This window comes from Telluria sp. B2 (assembly GCF_051789535.1).
Classification (GTDB): domain Bacteria; phylum Pseudomonadota; class Gammaproteobacteria; order Burkholderiales; family Burkholderiaceae_D; genus Telluria.
This window is the reverse complement of record NZ_CP196525.1, coordinates 2863365-2884812: the sequence shown is the minus strand read 5'-3', so window position 1 is coordinate 2884812 and position 21448 is coordinate 2863365. Positions and strand designations below refer to the sequence as shown.

Annotated in this window: 23 protein-coding genes; 8 read left to right on the top strand and 15 right to left on the bottom strand. The window is 66.1% G+C overall.

Annotated features, from left to right (window positions below; genetic code table 11):
• Positions 1 to 25: 25 nt before the first annotated feature.
• On the bottom strand, positions 26 to 811 hold the full coding sequence (locus tag ACSUZJ_RS12820; protein ID WP_499408674.1) for an IclR family transcriptional regulator domain-containing protein: 786 nt from the start codon (positions 809 to 811) through the stop codon (positions 26 to 28).
• 143 nt (positions 812 to 954) lie between these two features.
• On the opposite strand from ACSUZJ_RS12820, the gene pcaH reads away from it, so the two are divergent.
• The 5 genes from pcaH to ACSUZJ_RS12795 are packed head-to-tail and all read left to right on the top strand — an operon-like array spanning position 955 to position 5315.
• Complete coding sequence (gene pcaH, locus ACSUZJ_RS12815) at positions 955 to 1647, top strand: protocatechuate 3,4-dioxygenase subunit beta (protein WP_499408672.1); 693 nt, start codon at positions 955 to 957, stop codon at positions 1645 to 1647.
• 10 nt (positions 1648 to 1657) lie between these two features.
• A complete protein-coding gene (locus ACSUZJ_RS12810; RefSeq protein WP_499408670.1) occupies positions 1658 to 2191 on the top strand; it encodes a peptidase associated/transthyretin-like domain-containing protein in 534 nt (177 codons plus the stop codon).
• Between the two features lie 23 nt (positions 2192 to 2214).
• Positions 2215 to 3609, top strand: a complete 1395-nt coding sequence (gene pcaB, locus ACSUZJ_RS12805) for a 3-carboxy-cis,cis-muconate cycloisomerase (protein WP_499408668.1) — start codon at positions 2215 to 2217, stop codon at positions 3607 to 3609.
• A 9-nt stretch (positions 3610 to 3618) separates the two neighbouring features.
• Positions 3619 to 4881, top strand: a complete 1263-nt coding sequence (gene pcaCD / locus ACSUZJ_RS12800) for a bifunctional 4-carboxymuconolactone decarboxylase/3-oxoadipate enol-lactonase PcaCD (RefSeq protein ID WP_499408666.1) — start codon at positions 3619 to 3621, stop codon at positions 4879 to 4881.
• A gap of 56 nt (positions 4882 to 4937) precedes the next feature.
• Entirely contained in the window at positions 4938 to 5315 is a 378-nt protein-coding gene (locus ACSUZJ_RS12795; protein ID WP_499408664.1) for a cupin domain-containing protein, read from the top strand.
• 225 nt (positions 5316 to 5540) lie between these two features.
• On the opposite strand, the gene ACSUZJ_RS12790 is transcribed toward ACSUZJ_RS12795, so the two are convergent.
• A complete protein-coding gene (locus tag ACSUZJ_RS12790) occupies positions 5541 to 6497 on the bottom strand; it encodes a PDR/VanB family oxidoreductase (RefSeq protein ID WP_499408662.1) in 957 nt (318 codons plus the stop codon).
• Positions 6494 to 7561, bottom strand: coding sequence for an aromatic ring-hydroxylating dioxygenase subunit alpha (locus ACSUZJ_RS12785; protein WP_499408660.1), 1068 nt, complete (start codon positions 7559 to 7561; stop codon positions 6494 to 6496). The genes ACSUZJ_RS12790 and ACSUZJ_RS12785 overlap by 4 nt, the downstream gene beginning before the upstream one ends.
• 136 nt (positions 7562 to 7697) lie before the next feature.
• Here ACSUZJ_RS12785 and ACSUZJ_RS12780 point away from each other — a divergent pair, with 136 nt between their 5' ends.
• The gene (locus ACSUZJ_RS12780; protein ID WP_499408658.1) at positions 7698 to 8198 is read left to right on the top strand and encodes a MarR family winged helix-turn-helix transcriptional regulator; all 501 of its coding nucleotides are present in this window, start codon (positions 7698 to 7700) and stop codon (positions 8196 to 8198) included.
• A 218-nt stretch (positions 8199 to 8416) separates the two neighbouring features.
• Here the strand turns inward: ACSUZJ_RS12780 and ACSUZJ_RS12775 are convergent, their stop codons facing one another.
• The 8 genes from ACSUZJ_RS12775 to ACSUZJ_RS12740 all read right to left on the bottom strand — a co-directional run bounded on the left by ACSUZJ_RS12775 (position 8417) and on the right by ACSUZJ_RS12740 (position 15799).
• A complete protein-coding gene (locus ACSUZJ_RS12775) occupies positions 8417 to 9601 on the bottom strand; it encodes an ABC transporter substrate-binding protein (protein WP_499408656.1) in 1185 nt (394 codons plus the stop codon).
• A 189-nt stretch (positions 9602 to 9790) separates the two neighbouring features.
• Positions 9791 to 10492: an ABC transporter ATP-binding protein gene (locus tag ACSUZJ_RS12770; protein WP_499408654.1), complete on the bottom strand. Its 702-nt coding sequence runs from the start codon at positions 10490 to 10492 to the stop codon at positions 9791 to 9793.
• Positions 10485 to 11237, bottom strand: a complete 753-nt coding sequence (locus tag ACSUZJ_RS12765; protein WP_499408652.1) for an ABC transporter ATP-binding protein — start codon at positions 11235 to 11237, stop codon at positions 10485 to 10487. Before ACSUZJ_RS12765 ends, ACSUZJ_RS12770 begins: the two co-directional genes overlap by 8 nt.
• Entirely contained in the window at positions 11234 to 12223 is a 990-nt protein-coding gene (locus ACSUZJ_RS12760) for a branched-chain amino acid ABC transporter permease (RefSeq protein WP_499416532.1), read from the bottom strand. The genes ACSUZJ_RS12765 and ACSUZJ_RS12760 overlap by 4 nt, the downstream gene beginning before the upstream one ends.
• An 89-nt stretch (positions 12224 to 12312) precedes the next feature.
• A complete protein-coding gene (locus ACSUZJ_RS12755) occupies positions 12313 to 13179 on the bottom strand; it encodes a branched-chain amino acid ABC transporter permease (protein WP_499408650.1) in 867 nt (288 codons plus the stop codon).
• An 81-nt stretch (positions 13180 to 13260) separates the two neighbouring features.
• A complete protein-coding gene (gene pcaF, locus ACSUZJ_RS12750; RefSeq protein WP_499408648.1) occupies positions 13261 to 14463 on the bottom strand; it encodes a 3-oxoadipyl-CoA thiolase in 1203 nt (400 codons plus the stop codon).
• Positions 14460 to 15137: a CoA transferase subunit B gene (locus ACSUZJ_RS12745; protein WP_499408646.1), complete on the bottom strand. Its 678-nt coding sequence runs from the start codon at positions 15135 to 15137 to the stop codon at positions 14460 to 14462. The genes pcaF and ACSUZJ_RS12745 overlap by 4 nt, the downstream gene beginning before the upstream one ends.
• The gene (locus ACSUZJ_RS12740; protein ID WP_499408644.1) at positions 15134 to 15799 is read right to left on the bottom strand and encodes a 3-oxoacid CoA-transferase subunit A; all 666 of its coding nucleotides are present in this window, start codon (positions 15797 to 15799) and stop codon (positions 15134 to 15136) included. Before ACSUZJ_RS12740 ends, ACSUZJ_RS12745 begins: the two co-directional genes overlap by 4 nt.
• Positions 15800 to 15971: 172 nt before the next feature.
• On the opposite strand from ACSUZJ_RS12740, the gene ACSUZJ_RS12735 reads away from it, so the two are divergent.
• Positions 15972 to 16826 carry an IclR family transcriptional regulator domain-containing protein gene (locus tag ACSUZJ_RS12735; protein WP_499408642.1) on the top strand — a complete coding sequence of 285 codons (855 nt, stop codon included), beginning with the start codon at positions 15972 to 15974 and terminating at the stop codon, positions 16824 to 16826.
• A 115-nt stretch (positions 16827 to 16941) separates the two neighbouring features.
• Here ACSUZJ_RS12735 and ACSUZJ_RS12730 read toward each other — a convergent pair whose 3' ends face one another.
• Positions 16942 to 18033 carry a porin gene (locus ACSUZJ_RS12730; protein WP_499408640.1) on the bottom strand — a complete coding sequence of 364 codons (1092 nt, stop codon included), beginning with the start codon at positions 18031 to 18033 and terminating at the stop codon, positions 16942 to 16944.
• A gap of 220 nt (positions 18034 to 18253) precedes the next feature.
• Here ACSUZJ_RS12730 and ACSUZJ_RS12725 point away from each other — a divergent pair, with 220 nt between their 5' ends.
• Positions 18254 to 19417: an ABC transporter substrate-binding protein gene (locus ACSUZJ_RS12725; RefSeq protein ID WP_499408638.1), complete on the top strand. Its 1164-nt coding sequence runs from the start codon at positions 18254 to 18256 to the stop codon at positions 19415 to 19417.
• Positions 19418 to 19605: 188 nt separating this feature from the next.
• Here the strand turns inward: ACSUZJ_RS12725 and gloB are convergent, their stop codons facing one another.
• From gloB to ACSUZJ_RS12710, 3 genes are all read right to left on the bottom strand, one after another.
• Positions 19606 to 20433: a hydroxyacylglutathione hydrolase gene (gene gloB / locus ACSUZJ_RS12720; protein ID WP_499408636.1), complete on the bottom strand. Its 828-nt coding sequence runs from the start codon at positions 20431 to 20433 to the stop codon at positions 19606 to 19608.
• Positions 20434 to 20451: 18 nt separating this feature from the next.
• Positions 20452 to 21009, bottom strand: coding sequence for a lactoylglutathione lyase (gloA, locus tag ACSUZJ_RS12715; protein ID WP_499408634.1), 558 nt, complete (start codon positions 21007 to 21009; stop codon positions 20452 to 20454).
• 71 nt (positions 21010 to 21080) lie between these two features.
• Positions 21081 to 21422, bottom strand: a complete 342-nt coding sequence (locus tag ACSUZJ_RS12710) for a ribbon-helix-helix domain-containing protein (RefSeq protein WP_499408632.1) — start codon at positions 21420 to 21422, stop codon at positions 21081 to 21083.
• Positions 21423 to 21448: the final 26 nt, after the last annotated feature.

Here is a 21448-nt window from a genome sequence, read left to right as displayed (position 1 = left end):
CCCAGGCGCACAGTCCCTCGCCTCGCTAGAGCAGCGCCCCCAGCTCCACCTGGATCTTGATCATCGCCGGCAAGCACCGCTCCACCATCTGCTCCACCGGCAGCCGTCCGGCATGCACGCTCACATTCATCGCCGCCACCACCTCGCCGCGGAAGTTACGCAGCGGGACCGCCACCGTGCGCAGTCCCAGTTCCAGTTCCTGGTCGACCAGCGCATAACCCTGCGAACGGGCACGCGCGATCTCGAGCGCCAGGCGCTCCCTGTTGACGATGGTGTGCTGGGTGATCTGCTCGGGCGCGGCGCGCTCCAGGAAACCCGCGATCTGTTCCTGCGGCAGGCTGGCCAGCAGCATGCGTCCGTTCGCCGTGCAATACGCGGGCACGCGGGTGCCCGGCTGCAGGGTGGCCGACACCAGTTGGCCGGCGCTGACCGCCGCCACGCAGACCAGCTGGTCGTGGTCCAGCACGCCGACCGAGGCGGCCTCGCCCAGCGAATACGCCAGCCGGTACAGCAGGGGCTGGACGATGCGCGGCAGGCGCGCCGAATGCAGGTAGGACTGGCCCAGGCGCAGCACGGCCGGCGTCAGGGAGAACAGCTTGTTCTCGTGGCGCATGTAGCCGAGGTGGGTCAGCGTGATCAGGTAGCGGCGGGCGGCGGCGCGCGTCAGGCCGGTCGCTTCGGCCACCTCGGCTATCGTCAGGCGCGAGCGCTCCTGGTCGAAGGCTTCGATCACTTTCAGGCCTTTTTCCAGGCCGGCGACGAGGTCGCGTTCGGCGGGAAGATCCGGTGCTGCGTCGTTTTCCAGACTCATGTAAGCAAAAACTCAAGGATTTGTGCGAGTATCGCACACTTCGTGCGCACAGCGAATGCCTCGGCACTTCCAATGCTTGTGGCGGTCTGACGAACGCCCTACCATTTTTCGGCATCGCACAATCCAAACCAAGGAGACACGCCGTGAAATTCGACACCATCGAGCCGGGCATCTGGCCGGAACTGATCTACCCCGCCTACAAATCCACCGTCAAGCGCGGCCCCCTGCAGCCGAACCTGCGCATCGAGGCGCCGGTGCCGGTGACGCAGAACATTGTCGCCGCCCCGCGCATCCTGCTGCCGAACGACGCCGACCTCACCGTGCACGGCGAATCCGAGCCGCTGGGCGAGAAGATCGTCGTCACCGGACGCGTCGTCGACGAGGACGGCAAGCCGGTGCGCAACTCGCTGATCGAAGTCTGGCAGGCCAACTCGGCCGGCCGCTACTGGCACAGCCGCGACCAGCACGCCGCCCCGCTCGACCCGAACTTCCACGGCCTGGGCAAGATGCTGACCGACGACGACGGCCGCTACCGTTTCGTCACCATCAAGCCCGGCCCCTACCCATGGGGCAACCACGACAAGGCCTGGCGTCCGGCCCACATCCACTTCTCGCTGTTCGGCAATGTGTATGCCCAGCGCCTGGTGACCCAGATGTACTTCCCGAGCGACCCGCTGTTCGACTACGACCCGATCTTCCAGAGCGTGCCCGACGAGGCCGCGCGCCAGCGCCTGATCGCGCGCTTCAGCCTGGAACACACGGTCGGCAGCGAAATGCTCGGCTACGAATTCGATATCGTCCTGCGCGGACGCAACGCCACGCCGATGGGCCTGTAAGGAGAACGCCATGACCAACGAATCGAGCAACATCACCACCTCGCAAACCATCGGCCCGTTCTCGCACGAAGCCTGGAAATGGGCGTCCGACGCCTCGGCGCCCGGCGCCCAGAAGATCGACGGCCCGAGCATCCTGGTCAGCGGCGTCATCTACGACGGCGACGGCAACCCGATCAACGACGCCCAGATCGAAGCCTGGACACCGGCAGGCGCCGCGCTCGAGCCCGAGCACCTGATCCCGGGCTTCCGCCGCACGCCCAGCGGCGCCGACGGCGAATTCAGCATGCGCATCCCGCTGCCCCAGCCGGCCACGCGCGGCGAGCCGGTCATGTACGTGACCGTGTTCGCGCGCGGCCTGGTCAAGCACCAGTTCACCGCCGTCTTCCTCGAGGACGACACGGGTCTTTCCGAATCGACCATCCTGAACCAGGTGCCGCAGGCGCGCCGCGCCACCCTGCTGGCGCGCAAGACCGGGGATGGACAGTATCATTGGGACATCTGGATGCAGACCGAGAAGGAAACGGTCTTCTTCGACTACGCGTAAGCGGTACAGAACAGGAGCTTTGCGTGAGCGTTTCGATCTTCGACAGTTTCCTGACCACGACGGACATGATCGCCGCCTTCGACGACGCGGCGGTCGTGCAGGCCATGTTCCGCTTCGAGCAGGCCCTCGCCCAGGCCCAGGCCGCGGAGGGCCTGATCCCGAAAGAGGCCGCCGCCGCGATCGCCGGCGTGTGCAAGGCCGAGCTCTACGACATCCCGGCCCTGATTGTCGCGGGCCGGCGCGCGGGCAGCCTGGCCATCCCCCTGGTCAAGGAGCTGACCCGCACCGTCGCCCTCTACGACGAGGAGGCGTCCCGCCACGTCCATTGGGGCAGCACCAGCCAGGACGTGATCGACACCGCGATGGTGCTGGTCACGCGCGACGCCCTGCAGTTGCTCGACGACGGCCTGCACGACCTGTGCGGCCACCTGCTGCGGCTGGCGGAAAGCCACCTGGCAACGCCGGTACTGGCGCGCACGCTGATGCAGCCGGCCCAGGTGACCAGTTTCGGCTTCAAGGCCGCCGGCTGGCTCGCGCCGCTGGTGCGCGCACGGGCGCAGATCCGGGCCGCGGCGGCACGCGCGCTGCAACTGCAGCTGGGCGGCGCCGTGGGCACGCTGTCGGTCATGGGCGAACGCGGCGCGGCCGTGGCCGGGCGCATGGCCGGCGAACTGCGCCTGAAGGTGGCGGACGCCACCTGGCATACCCAGCGCGACGAGTGGGTGCGCCTCGGCATGGAGGTGGCGGTCCTGACCGGCAGCCTGGGCAAGCTCGCGACCGACCTGAGCCTGATGGCCCAGGGCGAAGTCGCCGAGCTGGCCGAGCCCTCGGGCGGCGGGCGTGGCGGTTCTTCAGCCATGCCGCACAAGCGCAATCCGGTGTCCTCGATGATCACCATCGCGGCCTCGCGCCGCACGCCCCAGCATGCGGCCGCCCTGCTCGCCTGCATGAACCAGGAACACGAGCGGGGCCTGGGCAACTGGCAGGCCGAGCTGGCCGAGTGGCCGAACCTCTTCCTGTCGGCCCACGGCGCCCTGCGCGCCCTGGACGAAGCCTTGGCCGGCCTGAAGGTCGACCGCGAACGCATGCTGGGCAATATCGCCTCCCTGCATGGCCTGGTGTTCGCGGAAGCCGCCTCGAGCTACCTCGCCGGCGCCATCGGCCGTCCGAAGGCGCACGCCCTGCTCGAGGACCTGAGCGGACGCGCCGCCGGCGGCAGCCGCAGCCTGGACGTCCTGCTGCTGGAGGCCGTGCAGGCCGACGCCAGCCTGTCCGCGCATGTCGATCCGAAGCAGTTGGCCTCCCTGTTCGATCCGTATACCGCCGCCGCGCCGGCGCGCCGTCTCGCCGAAGGCCAGTTGCAGGCCCTGCGCGCGAGCATGGCCACATTCGGCTCCACCCACCCTTTTTACGAGTAGATCACACGTATGAGTTTCGATCCCCTGGACCATGACTTCGAACGCGGCCTGCAGAACCGCCGCAACGTGCTCGGCGACGCCTGGGTCGACCGTTCGCTGGACAAGGCCACCGGCTTCAACGCCGACTTCCAGAACTTCATCACCCGCTACGCCTGGAACGAGATCTGGGGCCGCCCGGGCCTGGACCACAAGACCCGGCGCGCGATCGTCCTGGCTATCACCATCGCCCTCGGACGCTGGGAAGAATTCGAGCTGCACGTACGCGCCGCCCTGCTGGGCGAGGACGGCAGCCGCCTCACGCCCGACGAGATCAAGGAAATCCTGATGCAGTCGGCGATCTACGCCGGCGTGCCGGCCGCGAACACCGCCTTCACGCACACGCTGCAGATCCTGCGCGAGGTGGGCGGGCAGATCGGCTACACGCTGGAACCGGCCGCGCCTGCCGACGCGGCCCACACCGGCATCGGCCGCGAAGGCCGTACGCAAAGCAGCCCGGTGCTGCACTACAGCGTGCGCGAACCGAGGAGCGGCAAGGCGCCGCGCCACACCGTGGTCCTCAGCCATGCGCTGGGCTGCGACCTGACGATGTGGGATGCGCTGGCCAACGCGCTGGCCCAGGACTGCCGCGTGATCGCCTACGACCACCGCGGCCATGGCAGCTCCGATTCGCCCGACGCCATGTATTCGATGATGGACCTGGCCGACGACGCCGCGCGCCTGCTGCGCGAACTCGATACCGGACCGGTGGTCTGGGTCGGCCTGTCGATGGGCGGCATGGTCGGCCAGGAGCTGGCCCTGCGCCATCCGTCCCTGGTCCGGGCCCTGGTGCTGGCCAATACCACGAGCGGCTATCCGGAGGCGGCGCGCGCCGTCTGGGAGCAGCGCATCGCCACCGTGCGCGAACAGGGCATCGAAGCGATCGCCGATGCGGTCATGGGGCGCTACTTCCACGATGGCTTCCGGACCCAGAAGCCGGCAACCGTGGCGCGCTTCCGGCGCCGTGTCGTCAGCACCGATCCGGTCGGCTATGTGGGCTGCTGCAATGCCGTCGGCCAGGTCGACACCACCGCGCGCCTGGCGCAGCTGAAGGCACCGACCCTGGTCATCGCCGGCGAGCTCGACCAGGGCACGCCGGTGGCGATGGCCCAGACCCTGGCCGACGCCATTCCAGGCGCCCGCCTCGTGGTGCTGCCTGAGGCCTCGCACCTGAGCGCGATCGAGCAGCCGGCGGCCTTCGGCCAAGCGGTCGAAGCGTTCATCGACGGGCTCTGACACGCCGCTCGTAATGATAGGATGAGGGACTTCTTCCCGTCGGCACAGGAGTCCCCATGGTCCTTCATCCCAGGCAGACCTATATCCACCTCGCCGAGGACGGCAAGGCACAGGAAGTCGCGGGCGACAGCTTCTGGCAGTTGCCCGCTTCCGAGATCGCGCAGTACGGCAAAGGCTGGCTGATCAGCGAGTACGACTGCACGCGCGACTGGCCGACCTGGGAAATGCATCCGGAAGGCGACGAGTTCGTCTACCTGCTATCCGGCGCGGTCGACCTGCTGCTCGACCAGGGCGGCGAAATCGTCACGGTGGCACTGGAAGGCAGCGGCGCGGTGGTGGTGCCGCGCGGCGTCTGGCATACCGCCAGGGTGCGCGCGCCGAGCCGGATGCTGCACGTCACGCGCGGCGCGGGTACCGCAACACGGCCGGCGTAGGGTGGGCACTCCGTGCCCACGCGGTACGCGCCTGTCCACTTCCGTTGGCGTATGCCGGCCGCTCGCAAGCGTGGGCCGGGGACGCCGGCGCCCGAACAGCGCTGTGCCCTAGCCTGCAATCCCGTCATCGTAGTCGCATATGTTTGCGGGCGATGACTCTCCGTCGCGGGTGCAAGGTCGCGCACGTAACGCGTGGGCACTCCGTGCCCACCCTACGGTCGTCGCTTACAGATCCAGCACCAGCAACGGCGTCTTCGCACGCGAACAGCAGGGCGTGAACTGGTCGTTCGCCGCCTGCTCTTCCTCGGTCAGGTACATGTCGCGGTGGTCGGGCACGCCTTCCAGCACCCGCGTCAGGCAGGTGCCGCAGACGCCTTCCTCGCACGAATAGGGAATCACGACGCCCTGCTCTTCCAGCACCTTGATGACGGTCTTCCCGGCCGGGACGGTCACGACCTTGCCGCTGGAGGCCAGCTTGACGTCGAAGGCCTGGTCGCCGCTCGTGTCCACCGCCGCCGCGCTGAAGTATTCGACGTGCAGCTGGGCTGGCGGCCAGCCCTGGGCCCTGGCAGTGCCCAGCACATAGTCGATGAAGCCCTGCGGGCCGCAGACGTAGACGTGGGTGTCGGGCTCCGGCGCGGCCAGCAGCGCGGGCAGGTCGAGCTTTTGCGCGGCCTCGCCGCTGTCGTAGTGGAACTGCACCTGCGCCGCGAAACCGCAGCCGGCCAGGCGCTCTTTGAACGCCGCCTTTTCCGGCGAACGCGCGCAGTAGTGCATCTCGAAGGCGGCGCCTCTCGCCGCCAGCGTCTCGGCCATCGCCAGGATCGGCGTGACGCCGATGCCGCCGGCCAGCAGCAGCGTGCGCTTGGCCTCGACCAGCGGGAAGTGGTTCTTCGGCTCGCTGATCTGCAGGACCGAACCCAGGTCGACGTGGTCGTGCATGGCCTGGGAGCCGCCGCGCGAATCGGTGTCGCGCAGCACGCCGATCAGGTAGCGGTGGGTTTCGCCCGGCGCATTGCAGAGCGAATACTGGCGCACCAGGTTGCCGGCCAGGTGCACGTCGATGTGGGCGCCGGCCTCGAAAGGCGGCAGGGCTTGCCCGTCCGTGCGCACCAGCTCGTAGCTGCAGATGCCGTCGGCCTCGCAGGTCCGGTTCGCGACCTTCACCTCGATCGTGCTCATGCCACGGCCCCCTGCTGCTGTTGTTGCGGCTGCTGTTGCTGCTGCTCCCGCGCCAGCCACTGGTCGATGATGCGGCGCGACTGCACGCCGCCGGCGTCGATATTCAGCATCAGGAGCTTGCGGTCCGGATGGCGCAGGATGTTCTGCTGCTGCAGTTCCAGCATCTCGCGGTCTTCGCTGAAGATCTTGCCCTGGCCTTCGCGGATGGTCTTGGTCAGCTCGGCGTCCTGCGGCTTGAAGTTGCGCGCCATGCCCCAGAAGTACCAGTGCGAGGTCTCGGTCTCCGGCGTGATGAAGTCGACCACGATGGAAGACGCCTTGTATTCGGCAGGCGCGTTGTACCCGCCCTTGCCCGCGTGGGCGACGCCGACTTCGATCATCACGTGGCTGGGCGCGTTGAAGCGGCAGATCTGCCAGCGGTCGACCGGGACGTCGTCGGCCAGGCCGTTGCCGCGCAGGGCCGCCTGCCAGAACGGCGGCGGCATGATGTTCTCCATGAAGCGGCTGGTCACGACCTGCTCCCCTTCCAGCTTCGTCGTCACCGGCGCCTCGTCGATCTCCTTCTGGCCGATCGAGGACGCGTGCACATAGGTCTCGTGGGTCAGGTCCATCAGGTTGTCGACCATCAGGCGGTAGTCGCAGTTGATGTGGTACAGACCGCCGCCGTAGGCCCACTCGGGATTGTCGGCCCACTCGAGGTGGTGGATGGTGGCCGGATCGGCGAGCGCCTTGTCGCCCGGCCAGACCCAAATGAAGCCGTAGCGCTCTTCCACCGCATAGCTGCGGATGCAGGGGAAGCCGCGCACGCGCTGGCCAGGCATGCTGATGGCCTTGCCTTCGCAGCCCATTTCCAGGCCGTGGTAGCCGCAGACCAGGTTGCCGTCGCGGACGAAGCCGAGCGAGAGCGGCGCGCCGCGGTGCGGGCAGAAGTCTTCGACCGCCGCCACCTTGCCTTTCTCACCGCGGTAGAACACGATCTTCTCGCCGCAGATCTGGCGGCCCAGGGGTTTGCCTTCGATTTCGTCGGGGGTGCAGGCAACGTACCAAGCGTTTTTGGGGAACATCCTTGTCTCCTATAATTTATGAGCTTAATATTCAGTACACTGAATGTTTAAAAAAGTATCACGCGTTTGCAGGACAAAGTAAACTGGGTTTTCGAACTTTTTTGATGGTGCACCGCACCACGTATCGATAAGAAATATGCCGACAGAAAATGCACGCGACAGTCAGGGCTCGATGCTCGATTTGTACGAACACCCCGGGCACTTGCTGCGTCGCGCGCAGCAGATTTCGGTGTCCTTGTTTTACGACGAGATGGGCGACGAACTCACGCCCGTGCAGTATGCGATCCTGAGCCGGCTGGCCGAGCATCCGGGCATCGACCAGGTGTCGCTGGCGGGCTTGGCGGCGATCGATACCTCGACCGGGGCCACCGTCTGCGCCCGGCTCGAGGAGAAGGGGCTGCTTTCACGCAGAGTCCTGCCCCACAACCGGCGCCAGCGGGCCTTGCACATCACGCCGGAGGGCACGCGGCTGCTGCGTGCGCTGGTGCCGGGAGCGCAGCGCTTGCGCGATCGATTGCTGGCGCCGCTGAGCGAGGCCGAGCAGGCGCAGTTCATGGCGCTGCTGGCGAAATTGGTCAGGGAGAATAACGAGCAGAGCCGGGCGCCGCTGGCGTTGAAGGTGGCGCGGGGGGCGTGAATCTTCCGGCCACGAGGCGTCGCGGTTTTCGTAGGGTGGGCACCTGTGCCCACGCGGTATCACCTTGTGATCACTGGCGTCGTCACCAGAGATCGTTCGCACACGCACGTGGGGCTGTTGCCTGTGCTGCTATCGGCAGGTTGAATCCGCGTGGGCACAAGTGCCCACCCTACGGGAAGCGCTCCGGGCTCCGGTGATAAGAGCCCGAAGACTGCTCCTTACTCCACGCCCGGGTCCTTGAACTTCTCGACCTTGTCGAACTCGACGTTGTAGATGCCGCCGTCGACCTGCTCGGCCTTGCGGATGTACACGGTCTGCACGATGTCGCGGGTGGCCGGGTCGATGCTGACCGGGCCGCGCACGCTGTTCCACGCCATGCCCTTCATCGCTTCGACCAGCTTCGGACCGGTGCTGTCGCCGTTGGTCTTCTTCAGGGCGGCATACAGCAACTGCATGCCGTCGTAGGCGCCGACCGCGTGGAAGTTCGGGCGCATGCCCTTGTTGGCCTTGGTGAAGGCGGCAACGAAGGCCTTGTTCTCCGGCGACGGGTGGGCCGCCGAATAGTGGTGGCTGCTGACCACGCCCAGCGCGGCGTTGCCGATCGACGGCATCAGGTCGTCGTCGAGCACGTCGCCGGTGGCGATCAGCTTGACGCCGGCGGCGGCCAGGCCGCGGTCGGTGAACTGCTTCAGCACGGCGGCGCCCTCGCCCGAAGGCACGAAGACGAACACGGCGTCGGGCTTGGCGTCCTTCACGCGCGCCAGGAAAGGCGCGTAGTCGGGGTTGCGCAGCGGCGCGCGCAGCGTCGCGACGATCTTTCCGCCGGCCTTGGTGAAGTCCTTGACGAAGACCTTCTCGGCGTCGATGCCGGGGCCGTAGTCGGAGACAAAGGTAACTACCGACTTGATGTTGTTCTTCGCCGCCCACTGGGCCATCGGCGCGGTGACCTGGGCCAGCGTGAAACCGCTCCTCACGATGTAGGGCGAGCGCTGGGGGATCACCGAGGTGGCGGCGTTCATGACGATCATCGGCACCTTGGCCTGCGTGGCGACCGGCGCGGCGGCAAAGGCCAGCGGGGTCAGGCCGAAGCCGGCCAGCACCTGCACCTTGTCGCGCGCGACCAGTTCCTGGGCCAGGCGCTTGGTGACGTCCGGCGACACGCCGCCGTCGTCCTTCAGGATCACCTGCACCTGGCGGCCGGCGACCGTGTTGCCGTTCTGCTGGAGGAAGAGCTTGACGGCGGCGTCGACCTGCTTGCCGGTCGAGGCGAAGGGGCCGGACATCGGGACGATGAGGCCGACCTTCAGGGGCTCGGCGGCGTTGGCGACGCTGGAGGCCAGGCCGGCGGAGAGCACGGCGGCGCCGAGCAGGATGGTGCGGCGGGTGGTGTTCAGTTCAGACATCTTGTCTCCTCGTTTTTATATGTGTGCCCATCGGTGGGCGTAGCGAAAGCTGATAAAGCATGGTGCCCGTAGGGTGGGCGCCCCTGTGCCCACGCGTGAACTGCGCTCAACGTCGGCGTGTTTTCTGCCGTCCTGATGCCGTCAACAATGTTCATGCGTCACGCGTGGGCACGAAGCGCCCACCCTACGTTACGCGACGGCCACGAGCCGGTCGAGCTTTTCTCCATCGGCCAGCAAACTGGCCGAATCCGAATCGTGCACGATGCGCCCGCGGTCGAGCACGATGGCGCGCGAGGTCAGCGACAGCGCCAGGCGCGCGTGCTGCTCGACCACGATCACCGACATGCCTTCGTCCGCCACCAGGCGGCGGATCACGCGCACCAGTTCCTGCACGATGATGGGCGCCAGGCCTTCCATCGGCTCGTCCAGCAGCAGGATGCGCGGGTTGGTCATCAGGGCGCGGGCGATGGCCAGCATCTGCTGCTCGCCGCCCGAGAGCTGGTTGCCCATGTTGTTGCGGCGTTCCTGCAGGCGCGGGAAGATCTCGTAGATCTTGGCCAGGTTCCAGGGTCCCGGGCGCGCCACCACCGTCAGGTGCTCCTCGACGGTGAGCGAGGGGAACATGTGGCGCTCCTGCGGCACCCAGCCCAGGCCCACGCGCGAACGCTTCCAGGTCGGCACGCGCGCGATGTCGCCGCCGGCCCAGCGGATACTCCCCTTGTGCAGGCGCGTCAGGCCCATCAGCGTCACCAGGAGGCTGGTCTTGCCGACGCCGTTGCGGCCCAAGAGGGCCAGGCTGTCGCCCTCGTTCATCGTGAACGAGACGTCTTCCAGTACGATCGACTCGCCATAGCCGGCGGTGACCTTGTCCAAAGCCAGCAGTTCAGGCATGTTCGGCCTCCCCCAGATACACTTCCTTCACGCGCGGATCGGCCGCGATTTCTTCGGGCGTCCCTTCGGTCAGCACCTTGCCGCCCACCAGCACGGTGATGCGGTCGGCGAAGCGGAACACCAGGCCCATGTCGTGCTCGATGAAGAGCACGGTCACGTCGCGCGGCAGACCGGCGATGACCTCGAACAGTTCGCGGCTCTCGGCCGAGGGGATGCCGGCCGCCGGCTCGTCCAGCAGCAGGATCTTCGGTTTCGTGGCCAGGGCCAGGGCGATCTCCACCAGGCGCTGCTTGCCGTAGGCCATGCTGCGCGTGATGCTGTTGGCTTCCTTCGTGAGCTTCAGGGTGGCCAGCAGGGCCATCGCTTCCTCGACCACGTCGGCGTGATTCGCCACCGTCTTCCACCACACCTTCTGCAGGCCGCGGCGTTCGCAGATCGCCAGCATCACCGATTCGAGCACCGTCATGCCGGCGAACAGGGTGTTGATCTGGAAGGTGCGCGTCATGCCGCGCTTGACGCGTTCGTGCTGCGCCAGCTTCGTGATGTCCTCGTTGCCCAGCCAGACCTTGCCGCTGCTCGGCGGGAAGCCGCCGGTCAGCAGGTTGATGAAGGTGGTCTTGCCGGCGCCGTTCGGGCCGATCAGCGCATGGCGCGCGCCGGGCTCGAAAGTGAGCGAGATGTCGGTGTTCGCCTTGAAGCCGCCCCACTGCTTGGAGAGCCCCTCGGTACGCAGGGTTTCGGTCATGCTGCCTCCTTGCGCTGCTGTTTGTTCGTCAGGCGCGCGAAAATCTTTTCCAGTCCGCCCAGGATGCCGCCGCGTGCGAACAGCACGATCAGCACCAGCAGCAGGCCGATGTAGAACTGCCAGTAGGCCGGGTCCAGGCCCGAGATGTAATCCTGGGCGACCATGAACACGGCCGCGCCGATCAGGGCGCCGTACAGCCGGCCGGTGCCGCCGAGCACCAGCATGATCAGGAGTTCCGCCGAGCGCGGGAAGCCCAGCACGTCCAGGCCCACGAACTGCGTGGTCTGGGCCAGCAGCGCGCCGGCCACGCCCGCGATCGCGGCGGCCAGGGTGAACACGGCCACCAGGCGGCGGTCGACGTTGGCGCCGATCGCCGGCATGCGGCGCCCGCCCTCGCGGATGCCGCGCAGCGACAGGCCGAAGGGAGAATTGACCAGGCGGCGCATCGCCACGAACAGGATGAAGAGCACGGCGAAGCTGTACCAGAACGCGGTCTTGCCGAACAAATCGAACTCGAAGGCGCCGAACAGCGGGTCCATCGCCATGCCCGACAGGCCGTCGACGCCACCGGTGATGAAGGCCGCCTTGTTGGCGGCCTCGAACAGCATCAGGCCGATGCCGAGGGTGACCATCAGGCGCGCCAGGTCCTGGCCGCGCACGACGAGGAAGCTGACGATGAAGCCGAACACGCCCGCCACCAGGGCGGCGGCGAACAGGCCCGAGATCGGCTCGCCCCAGCCATGCACCGACAGCAGGCCGGCGGTGTAGGCCCCCAGCCCGAAGAAGGCGGCGTGGCCGAGCGAGACGATGCCCGCGTAACCCAGGATCAGGTCGAGCGACATCGCGAACAGGCCGATGATGATGATCTGGCTGACCAGCACCAGGTAGTCCGGGAAGAAGAAGTAGGAGGCGACCGGCAGCAGCCAGAAGACGATCTCCATCAGCTTCCAGCGGTCGTTGGGCAGGTGCAGTGCGCTGTGGTTCATGGCAGCCTTTGCGGGGTCAATGGAAGCACCGGGCGCGTCCGGCGAGCCGGTTTGGGACTTGGCCTTCATGGCCGAAGTGGAATACGCGTTCATGCTTTCCTCCGTACGAGGCCGAAGGGGAACAGGATCAGGAGCACGACCATCAGCGTGTAGATGACAAAGGCGCCCACTTCCGGCACATAATATTTGCCCGCGACGTCGAATACGCCCAGGATCAGCGCCGCGATCAGCGGCCCCTTGATGGAACCGGCGCCGCCGACGGCGACCACCAGCAGGAAGTAGACCATGTACTTGATCGGGAAGCTCGGGTCCAGGCCCAGCACGTCGATGCCAAGGCCGCCGCCGAGGCCCGCCAGGCCCGAGCCGAGCGCGAAGGTCAGCGAAAAGACGCGGCTGACGTTGATGCCCAGGCCTTCGGCCGCGGTCTGGTTGTCGACCGAGGCGCGGATCTGGGCGCCGAAGCGCGTGCGCTCGATCAGCAGGTAGAGGCCGAGCGTAATCAGGATCACGACGCCGATCAGGAACAGGCGGTAGGAGCCGAGATCGAGGCCCAGCACGTGGACCTGGCCGCGCAGCCAGTCCGGCAGGTGCACCGGCTGCTGGGTCGGGCCAAAGAGAAAGGTAGCGCCGGCCACCGCCATAAAGGTCAGGCCGATCGAGAACAGCACCTGGTCCAGGTGGGTCGCCTTGTACAATTGGCGGTACAGGGTGCGCTCGAGCACCAGGCCGACGACCGCCGCCGCGACGAAGGCCAGCGGCAGCGTCGCCAGGAAAGGCAGGCCCAGCTTGCTGAGCAGGGTCACGCAGACGTAGCCGCCGACCATGGCGAAGGCGCCGTGGGCCAGGTTAATGAAGTTCATCATGCCCATCGTGACCGACAGGCCGACACTGATCAGGAACAGCAGGGCGCCGTAGGCGATGCCGTCGAAGAGCACGCCGATGAAGTTGCCGATCATGGCAGCCTCCCGGGTGCGTGTAGTTGATAATGCATGTTTGTCTCCTGCTTCTCTTCTTATGAATCGTATGGCCGGGCGGCTTCAGACGCGCTCGATGACCATCGCGATGCCCTGCCCCACGCCGATGCACATGGTGCACAGGGCGTAACGGCCGCCGGTGCGGTGCAGCTGGTACATGGCGGTCGTCACCAGGCGGGCGCCGCTCATGCCCAGTGGGTGGCCGAGGGCGATGCCGCCGCCGTAGGGATTCACCCTTGGATCGTCGTCGGCAACGCCGAGTTCGCGCAACACGGCCAGCGCTTGCGATGCAAAGGCTTCGTTGAGCTCGATGATGTCCATCTGACCGATGCTCAATCCGAGCTGGGCCAGCAGCTTCTTGGAAGCCGGCGCCGGGCCGATGCCCATCACGCGCGGCGGCACGCCGGCGGTGGCCATGCCGACGATGCGGGCGCGCGGGGTCAGGCCATACTTCGCTGCCGCTTCGCCGCTGGCGAGCAGCAGCGCGCAGGCGCCGTCGTTCACGCCCGAGGCATTGCCGGCGGTGACGCTGCCTTCGGGATGCACCACACCCTTCAGCTTGGCCAGGGCCTCGATGCTGGTCTCGCGTGGATGCTCGTCGCGCTCGAAGCGGATGTGGTCGCCCTTCTTCTGGGGGATCAGCACGGGGACGATTTCTTCCGCGAACAGGCCCTCGTTCCAGGCGCGCGCCGTCTTCTGCTGGCTCGCCAGCGCGAAGCGGTCCTGGTCTTCACGCGACACCTTGTAATCGACCGCGACGTTCTCGGCCGTCTCCGGCATCGAATCGGTGCCGTACAGGTGCTTCATCTGCTTGTTCGGGAAACGCCAGCCGATGGTGGTGTCGAAAATCTCGGCCTGGCGCGAGAACGCGGTCTCGGCCTTGCCCATCACGAAAGGCGCACGCGTCATCGATTCGACGCCGCCGGCAATCATGAGTTGCGTTTCGCCGGCCTTGATGGCGCGCGCGGCGATGCCGATCGCGTCCATGCCCGAGCCGCACAGGCGATTCACGGTGGAACCCGGCACATCGGCCGGCAGGCCGGCCAGCAGGGAGGACATGTGGGCGACGTTGCGGTTGTCTTCGCCGGCCTGGTTGGCGCAGCCATAGATGACGTCGTCGACCTGGGTCCAGTCCACGCCCGGATTACGCTTCATGAGTTCGCGCAGCGGGATGGCGCCGAGGTCGTCGGCGCGCACGTCCTTCAGCGCGCCGCCGTAGCGGCCGATCGGGGTGCGGATTGCGTCGCAAATGTAGGCATCAGTCATGCTTTTCCTCCTTGTTCGGCGGCCAATACAGGTGCCAACAAGGGCGCGCCCGTTACAGCCTGAAGTTCTTCGAAAGTGAGACCCGGCGCCATCTCGATCACGCGCAGGCCATCCTGGGTGACATCGATCACCGCCAGGTCGGTGTAGATGCGGTTGACGCAGGCCACGCCGGTGAGCGGATAGCTGCACTCGCGCACGAGCTTGCTTTCGCCGGTCTTGGTCTGGTGGTCCATCATCACGAACACCTGTTTCGCGCCGATGGCCAGATCCATCGCGCCGCCGACTGCGGGAATCGCGTCCGGCGCGCCCGTGTGCCAGTTGGCCAGGTCGCCCTTTTCCGACACCTGGAAGGCGCCCAGCACGCAGATGTCGAGGTGGCCGCCGCGCATCATGGCGAAGGAATCGCCATGGTGGAAGTAGCTGCCCCCGGTCAGCAGGGTCACCGGCTGCTTGCCGGCGTTGATCAGGTCCTCGTCTTCCTCGCCGGGCGCGGGCGCGGGACCCATGCCGAGCAGGCCGTTCTCGCTGTGCAGGAAGACTTCGCGGTCGGCAGGCAGGTAATTCGCCACCTTGGTCGGCAGGCCGATGCCGAGGTTGACGTAGGCGCCCTCGTGGATGTCCTGGGCCACGCGCGCGGCGATCTGGTCACGGGTAAAGCGCTGTTCGATGCTCATACTGCCTCCTTCACGACGCGCTGCACAAAAATGCCCGGGGTGACGATCACCTCGGGGTCGAGTTCGCCCAGAGGAACAATCTCGGCTACCTGGGCAATGGTGACCTTGGCGGCCATCGCCATGATCGGGCCGAAGTTGCGCGCGGTCTTGCGGTACACGAGGTTGCCCCAGCGGTCGCCCTTGTGCGCCTTGATGAGGGCAAAGTCGGCGTGGATCGGCGCCTCCAGCACGTAGTGGCGGCCGTTGATGAGGCGGGTTTCCTTGCCCTCGGCCAGCAGGGTGCCGTAGCCGGTCGGGGTGAAGAAGCCGCCAATGCCGGCGCCGGCGGCGCGGATGCGCTCGGCCAGGTTGCCCTGCGGGGTCAGTTCGAGTTCGATTTCGCCGGCGCGGTAGAGCGCGTCGAAATGGTGGGAATCGGCCTGGCGCGGGAAGGAGCAGATGATCTTGCGCACGCGCTTGGCCGCCAGCAAGGCGGCCAGGCCGGTGTCGCCGTTGCCGGCGTTGTTGTTGACGATGGTGAGGTCCCGCGCGCCTTGCGCGATGAGGGCATCGATCAGTGCCGAGGGCATCCCCGCATTGCCGAAGCCCCCGATCATGACGGTCGCACCGTCGTGCACGTCGGCGACGGCACGTTCCAGCGATTCATAGGTTTTGTCGATCATGTCTCCGCCTTGTCGTGCGACCAGCCATGCCGGCGCACTTGAAATGATGTTGCCGTTGTTCGATAATCGCACTGATGTTTGATTACCGCCCAACCAAGTGTAGTGGCACCCTGGCCGAAAGGTCAAGAAAAAAGACCAATCGAAGCGTCCATCCGTGCATTACAATCCCGCCATGACAAATACTGCGATCACTTCAAACGAGGCCGACAGCCCGGAAATCGAGGCCAACGGCGAAGAGCGCGAGCTCAGCATCGCCGAGCAGATCGACGCCCTGACCGACCCCAGTTTCATGACCTCGCTGGCGCGCGGCCTGGCCGTGGTGCGCGCCTTCAGCGATTCGCGCAAGCCCCAGACCATCGCCCAGATCAGTCAGAAGACCGGCATCCCGCGCGCGGCCGTGCGGCGCTGCCTGTACACCCTGCAGCAGCTCGGCTACGTCGGCGCCGAGCACAACAACTTCTCGCTGCGCCCGAAGGTGCTCACGCTCGGCTATTCCTACCTGTCGTCGACGCCGCTCACGGTGTCGAGCCAGCCCTACCTGAACAACATCAGCCGCGAACTGGGCGAATCGAGCTCGCTCGCGGTGCTGGATGACGGCGAAGTGCTGTACGTGGCGCGCGCCGCCGCCACGCGGGTCATGTCGGTGGCGCTGAACACGGGCAGCCGCCTGCCGGCCTACTGCACCTCGCTCGGACGCGTGATGCTGGCCCACCTCCCGCCGGAGGAGCTCAATGCCTACTTCGCGAAAACGAAACTGCGCCCGCTGACCGACAAGACCGTGACCTCGCAGAAGCGCCTGCGCGAGATCCTGGCGGGCGTACGCCAGAACGGCTACGCCATCAACGACGAGGAACTGGAACTGGGCCTGCGCTCGATCTCGGTGCCGGTGCGCGGCGCCTCGGGCCAGGTGCTGGCGGCGCTGAACGTCGGCGCCCAGGCCGGCCGCGTCAGCGTCGAGCGGATGCAGCAGGAGTTCCTGCCGGTGCTGCTGCGCGGGGCCCAGGAACTGTCGGTGCTCCTGCCCTGAAAGGCAGAGTGTCGAGCGTCGCACAAACCTTCCAGGGCAAGGCGCCCGGTCGAAGACAGTACGCTAGTACGGCGAGACCGGGCAACGCAGCCATGGAAGGTTTTTGCGGCGCTCCTCAGAAGTGGTGGCGCAGGCCCACCATGACGCCATTCTGGGTCTTGCCCACACCCACGGTGCCGCCGGCATCCAGCGCCACCGCCGAATTGCCGTCGTTGTCCATGCGGCCGATCGCCGTGTAGACCACGGTGCGCTTGGACAGCGCGTAGTTCAGGCGCGCCACCAGCATCGTCACGTCGTCATCCGAATTCTTCGTGTTGCGGGCCGCGGCCTGGACATCGATGACGAAGTTGTTGATCGGGTGGCTCACGCCCAGGTACCACAGCAGCGATTCGGTGGTGCCGGTGATCGCGTTCGTTTCGCGATCGATCAGGCCGCCGCCGATCTTGGTCGGGCCGATCATCAGGTAGCCGTTGACGGTGGTGCGGATGTCGTCGTTGTTGCTGCTGGTCAGGCCGCCGGCTGCGCCGGTATTGCCGTACAGGCGGTCGTACGAGGCGTTCAGGCCCCACTGCTTGGTTTCGTAGCCGACCAGGCCGGTGTACTGGCGGCAGGCCTTGGAATTGCCCGCCACTTCGCCGGCGCAGTTGGTGGCGGCCGGACCGCCCGCGGCGGATGCGTCACGGCCGAAGCTGTAGGTTGCGCCCAGCACGAAGCCGCTGAAGTTGCCCATGTAGCCGATGGCGTTGTCGCTGCGCGCATTCGGCAGGTAGGGGTCGATGCTGCCGATGGCAAACAGGTTCGGACCCAGCACGTCGGTCTTCAAGCCCGAGATGTAGGTCATGTTCTGCTGGCGGCCGAGCGTCAGCGTGCCCCAGTCGCCCTTCAGGCCGACGTTGGCGGCCCGGCCGAACAGGCGGCCGCCCTGCTGCTGGGTGCCGGTGTCCATCGCCAGGCCGTTTTCGAGCACGAAGAAGGCCTGCAGGCCGCCGCCGAGGTCCTCGCTGCCCTTGAATCCGATGCGCGAAGGGAAGGAGCTGGTCAGCGAGGGAATCTTGGTGTTGGAATCGCCCGCATTGTTGACGTTCGTCAGATGGGCAATGCCGCTATCGACGATACCGTAGACCTGGACCGAGGTCTGGGCGTGGGCGGACGTGGCGGCGGCCAGGCCGCAAACCAGCGCGGCTGCGCTGGACAGGATGTTCTTCATGTTGTCTCCTTGGGTTTATTATCAGCTACTGGGCAGATTTCGATACGTCGTTCGATTATCGAACAAGAGGTTGTTAATCGAACGCCAAAACGATACTATTGTTGTCACGGAACCTTGTCAACAATATGCTTGAGCCGATTGCCGACCTGGTTGCGACAACAACACGATGCCGCCCAGGTGCATCGAGGCTGATCACCAGACCAATTAACAGGAGACAAGCATGACTTTCAAGACCATCGCGGCCCTCGCCGTGGCCGGCGCCTTCGCCCTGCCTGCCCAGGCCCAGGACACCATCAAGGTCGGCGTGATCGCCGCCTTCTCGGGCCCCTTCGCCGACTACGGCAAGCAGATGCAGGGCGGGATCAAGGCCTGGATGGCCCAGCATGGCGACAAGGTCGCCGGCAAGAAGATCCAGCTGATCTACAAGGACACCACCGGCCCCTCGCCGGAAATCGCCAAGCGCCTGGCCCAGGAACTGGTGGTGCGCGAGAAGGTCGACTTCCTGGCCGGCTTCGGCCTGACGCCGGAAGCGCTGGCCGTGGCGCCGATCGCCCAGCAGGCCAAGAAGCCGATGATCATCATGAACGCCGCCACGTCGGTCATCACGACCAAGTCGGACTACATCGCACGCTTCTCGATGACCCTGCCGCAGATCTCGGCGCCGATGGGCGATTGGGCCCTGAAGAACAACATCAGGAACGTCGCGACCGTGGTGGCCGACTACGGCCCCGGCATCGATGCCGAAAAGGCCTTCAGCGACCGCCTGGTGAAAAACGGCGGCAAGATCGTCGAAGCGATCCGCGTCCCGCTGCGCAACCCGGAATTCGCGCCCTTCATCCAGCGCATCAAGGACGCCAAGCCGGACGCCGTGTTCGTCTTCGTGCCCGCCGGCGAACAAAGCATCGCCTTCATGAAGGGCTACCGCGAGCGCGGCCTGGCCGCTGCCGGCGTCAAGGTGATCGGCACCGGCGACCTGACCGACGACCACGTGCTGCCGGCCATGGGCGACAACACCCTCGGCGTGATTACCACCTTCCACTACTCGGCCGCCCACAAGTCGCCCGAGAACGACGCCTTCCTGAAGCACTTCGCCGCCGCCAACCCGCAGGGCGGACGCCCGAACTTCATGGCGGTCGCCGCGTATGACGGCATGAACGCGATCTACCAGGTCAGCCAGAAGCTGAACGGCAAGATCGAGGGCGACAAGGCGATGGCGGTCCTGAAAGGCATGAAGATCAACAGCCCGCGCGGCCCGATCACGATCGACCCGGCAACCCGCGACGTCATCCAGACCGTCTACGTGCGCAGGGTCGAAAAGGTCAACGGCCAGCCCTACAACGTGGAATTCGACCAGTTCCCGAACATGAAGGATCCGGGCAAGTAAGCCGACGTCCCCGCCGCCCGTGACGCCCCTTGGCGCGCGGCGCGGCGCATCCCGGCATCGTGCACCGGGGCCGCTACTCTCCTCAAGCAAGGTCCCTCCGGCCTGCGCTTCGGTACGCCAGGTTCCGGTCCCGCCTGCGTCATTCCGCGATTCGCCACTCCGCAAAGCATGAGCAGTCCAATGGCGCCCTATCCCCGAAACACGTCTTTCCAGTCTCTCAGCCCGGCAAACACAGCCACCGGGTCGTGGGCTTCGATGTGCCTGCGCATGGCCAGTGTCCTGGCAATATCGGGATCGGACGTGCGCAAGAATGGATTCGTCCGTTTTTCGATCGCGATCGTGGTCGGAATGGTCGGCAGGCCGTCTCTTCGCTTCGCTTCCTCCACGCCCACCCTCTCGATGAGGGCAGGATTGTGCGGATCGGCCGCCAGCGCGAAGGCCAGGTTGTTCAGGGTGTACTCATGGGCGCAGAAGACCCGGGTGTCGTCCGGCAGTGCCGCAAGTCGCGACAGGGACTGGAACATCTGCTCATGCGTGCCCTCGAACAGCCGGCCACAGCCGGCAGCGAACAGCGTGTCCCCCGGGAACAGCCAGCGGAACTGCGCGCAGTAGTAGGCAATGTGTCCCCGGGTGTGGCCGGGAACGTCCAGAACGGTAAAATCCAGCCCAAGCCCGGGCAGCCCGACGGCGTCGCCGGCGTCGACACGCCGGGTCAGGCCCGCGATGTCTTCGCCTTTCGGTCCGATCACCGCGCATCCGTACAGGTCGGCCAGACGCTGGATGCCGCCGGTGTGGTCGCCGTGATGATGCGTAATCAGTATGCCGGACAGATGCAGCCCGGTTGCGCGCAGCACCTCGATGACGGGCTCGGCGTCGCCGGGATCGACGACAACGCCGTGTTTTCCGTCATGAATCAGCCAGATGTAGTTGTCTTCGAAGGCCGGAATGGCAAGCACCTTGGGGGCATGGACATGATCCGCATGGTGTTCGCTGTCGATTGCCGATTGCCGCATCATGGATTCGCCTTTCCGGGATCAGGCGGGATCCGTTGCAGCCGGCTTGCCGACATGTTGCATCAGGACCGGCTGCACGATTTCGATCCAGTATCCATCCGGATCCTTGATGAAGGCGACGTCCTTCATCTTTCCCTGCTCGGGACGCTTCACATAGCTGACTTCGTTCTTGTCGAACCAGGCGATGGCGCCGGCGAGATCGGGAACGGAGAAGCAGATATGGCCGAAGCCTTGCGGCTGGGCGTTGCCGTCGTGATACTTGAATTCCGGATCGTCTTCCGTGCCCCAGTTGTGGGTCAGCTCGAGGATGCCGCGCTGGCTGAAGGTCCAGACGGTGCGCTCGCCTTCGTCCTCGGGCGCCTGGCTGCCCTCGTCGAGATGGGCCAGGAAGTACAGCGAGAATTTCATCTCCGGGAAGTCGAGCTTGCGCAGCAGCCGCATGCCCATGATGCGCGTATAGAAGTCCAGCGCGCGCGCGGGGTCTTTCACGCGCAGCATCGAGTGATTGAAAGCGAAGCCGCGGGTGGCCGGCGCAAGGTCGGTGCAGACGCCGGGTTGGGTTTCGGTATTAAACGTCATTGATCAAGCCTTCGTTCTTCAGGTTGTAAAAGTAAATCGACTGACACGGGAAGCCGTTGCAGCGACTCCGGCTAGCGCCCGGCAATCGACACGACTGTTTTTCCTCCGCCGCATGCCTCGCGTTTTGCCGGTAGTTCCGCATTGCCCATCTGCTGCTTGCGCTGGAGGTAACGCAGGCAGGACACCCTCAGGAAAGACGCAAAATTACTGACCTCGCCATTGGCTTTCATGATTTCGTCGTGCAGGGTCGTGATCAGGGCATTGGTGCTGCGCCCTTCCTCGGCTGCGATCTGGGCCAGCGTGTCCCACATCAGGTTTTCGAGCCGGATGCTGGTGATCATTCCGCGGATACGCAGCGAGCGGGTGCGGGCTTCGTAGAGAATGGGGTCGGCGCTAACAAAAAATTCACACATGGTCGAGATCCAGGTCCTGGGAGTTT

Coding starts and splice junctions, on each gene's coding strand:
- ACSUZJ_RS12820 (WP_499408674.1), bottom strand. CDS start 811: ATGAGTCTGGAAAACGACGCAGCACCGGATCTTCCCGCCGAACGCGAC.
- ACSUZJ_RS12810 (WP_499408670.1), top strand. CDS start 1,658: ATGACCAACGAATCGAGCAACATCACCACCTCGCAAACCATCGGCCCG.
- pcaCD (WP_499408666.1), top strand. CDS start 3,619: ATGAGTTTCGATCCCCTGGACCATGACTTCGAACGCGGCCTGCAGAAC.
- ACSUZJ_RS12795 (WP_499408664.1), top strand. CDS start 4,938: ATGGTCCTTCATCCCAGGCAGACCTATATCCACCTCGCCGAGGACGGC.
- ACSUZJ_RS12790 (WP_499408662.1), bottom strand. CDS start 6,497: ATGAGCACGATCGAGGTGAAGGTCGCGAACCGGACCTGCGAGGCCGAC.
- ACSUZJ_RS12785 (WP_499408660.1), bottom strand. CDS start 7,561: ATGTTCCCCAAAAACGCTTGGTACGTTGCCTGCACCCCCGACGAAATC.
- ACSUZJ_RS12780 (WP_499408658.1), top strand. CDS start 7,698: ATGCCGACAGAAAATGCACGCGACAGTCAGGGCTCGATGCTCGATTTG.
- ACSUZJ_RS12775 (WP_499408656.1), bottom strand. CDS start 9,601: ATGTCTGAACTGAACACCACCCGCCGCACCATCCTGCTCGGCGCCGCC.
- ACSUZJ_RS12770 (WP_499408654.1), bottom strand. CDS start 10,492: ATGCCTGAACTGCTGGCTTTGGACAAGGTCACCGCCGGCTATGGCGAG.
- ACSUZJ_RS12765 (WP_499408652.1), bottom strand. CDS start 11,237: ATGACCGAAACCCTGCGTACCGAGGGGCTCTCCAAGCAGTGGGGCGGC.
- ACSUZJ_RS12760 (WP_499416532.1), bottom strand. CDS start 12,223: ATGAACCACAGCGCACTGCACCTGCCCAACGACCGCTGGAAGCTGATG.
- ACSUZJ_RS12755 (WP_499408650.1), bottom strand. CDS start 13,179: ATGATCGGCAACTTCATCGGCGTGCTCTTCGACGGCATCGCCTACGGC.
- pcaF (WP_499408648.1), bottom strand. CDS start 14,463: ATGACTGATGCCTACATTTGCGACGCAATCCGCACCCCGATCGGCCGC.
- ACSUZJ_RS12745 (WP_499408646.1), bottom strand. CDS start 15,137: ATGAGCATCGAACAGCGCTTTACCCGTGACCAGATCGCCGCGCGCGTG.
- ACSUZJ_RS12740 (WP_499408644.1), bottom strand. CDS start 15,799: ATGATCGACAAAACCTATGAATCGCTGGAACGTGCCGTCGCCGACGTG.
- ACSUZJ_RS12735 (WP_499408642.1), top strand. CDS start 15,972: ATGACAAATACTGCGATCACTTCAAACGAGGCCGACAGCCCGGAAATC.
- ACSUZJ_RS12730 (WP_499408640.1), bottom strand. CDS start 18,033: ATGAAGAACATCCTGTCCAGCGCAGCCGCGCTGGTTTGCGGCCTGGCC.
- ACSUZJ_RS12725 (WP_499408638.1), top strand. CDS start 18,254: ATGACTTTCAAGACCATCGCGGCCCTCGCCGTGGCCGGCGCCTTCGCC.
- gloB (WP_499408636.1), bottom strand. CDS start 20,433: ATGATGCGGCAATCGGCAATCGACAGCGAACACCATGCGGATCATGTC.
- gloA (WP_499408634.1), bottom strand. CDS start 21,009: ATGACGTTTAATACCGAAACCCAACCCGGCGTCTGCACCGACCTTGCG.
- ACSUZJ_RS12710 (WP_499408632.1), bottom strand. CDS start 21,422: ATGTGTGAATTTTTTGTTAGCGCCGACCCCATTCTCTACGAAGCCCGC.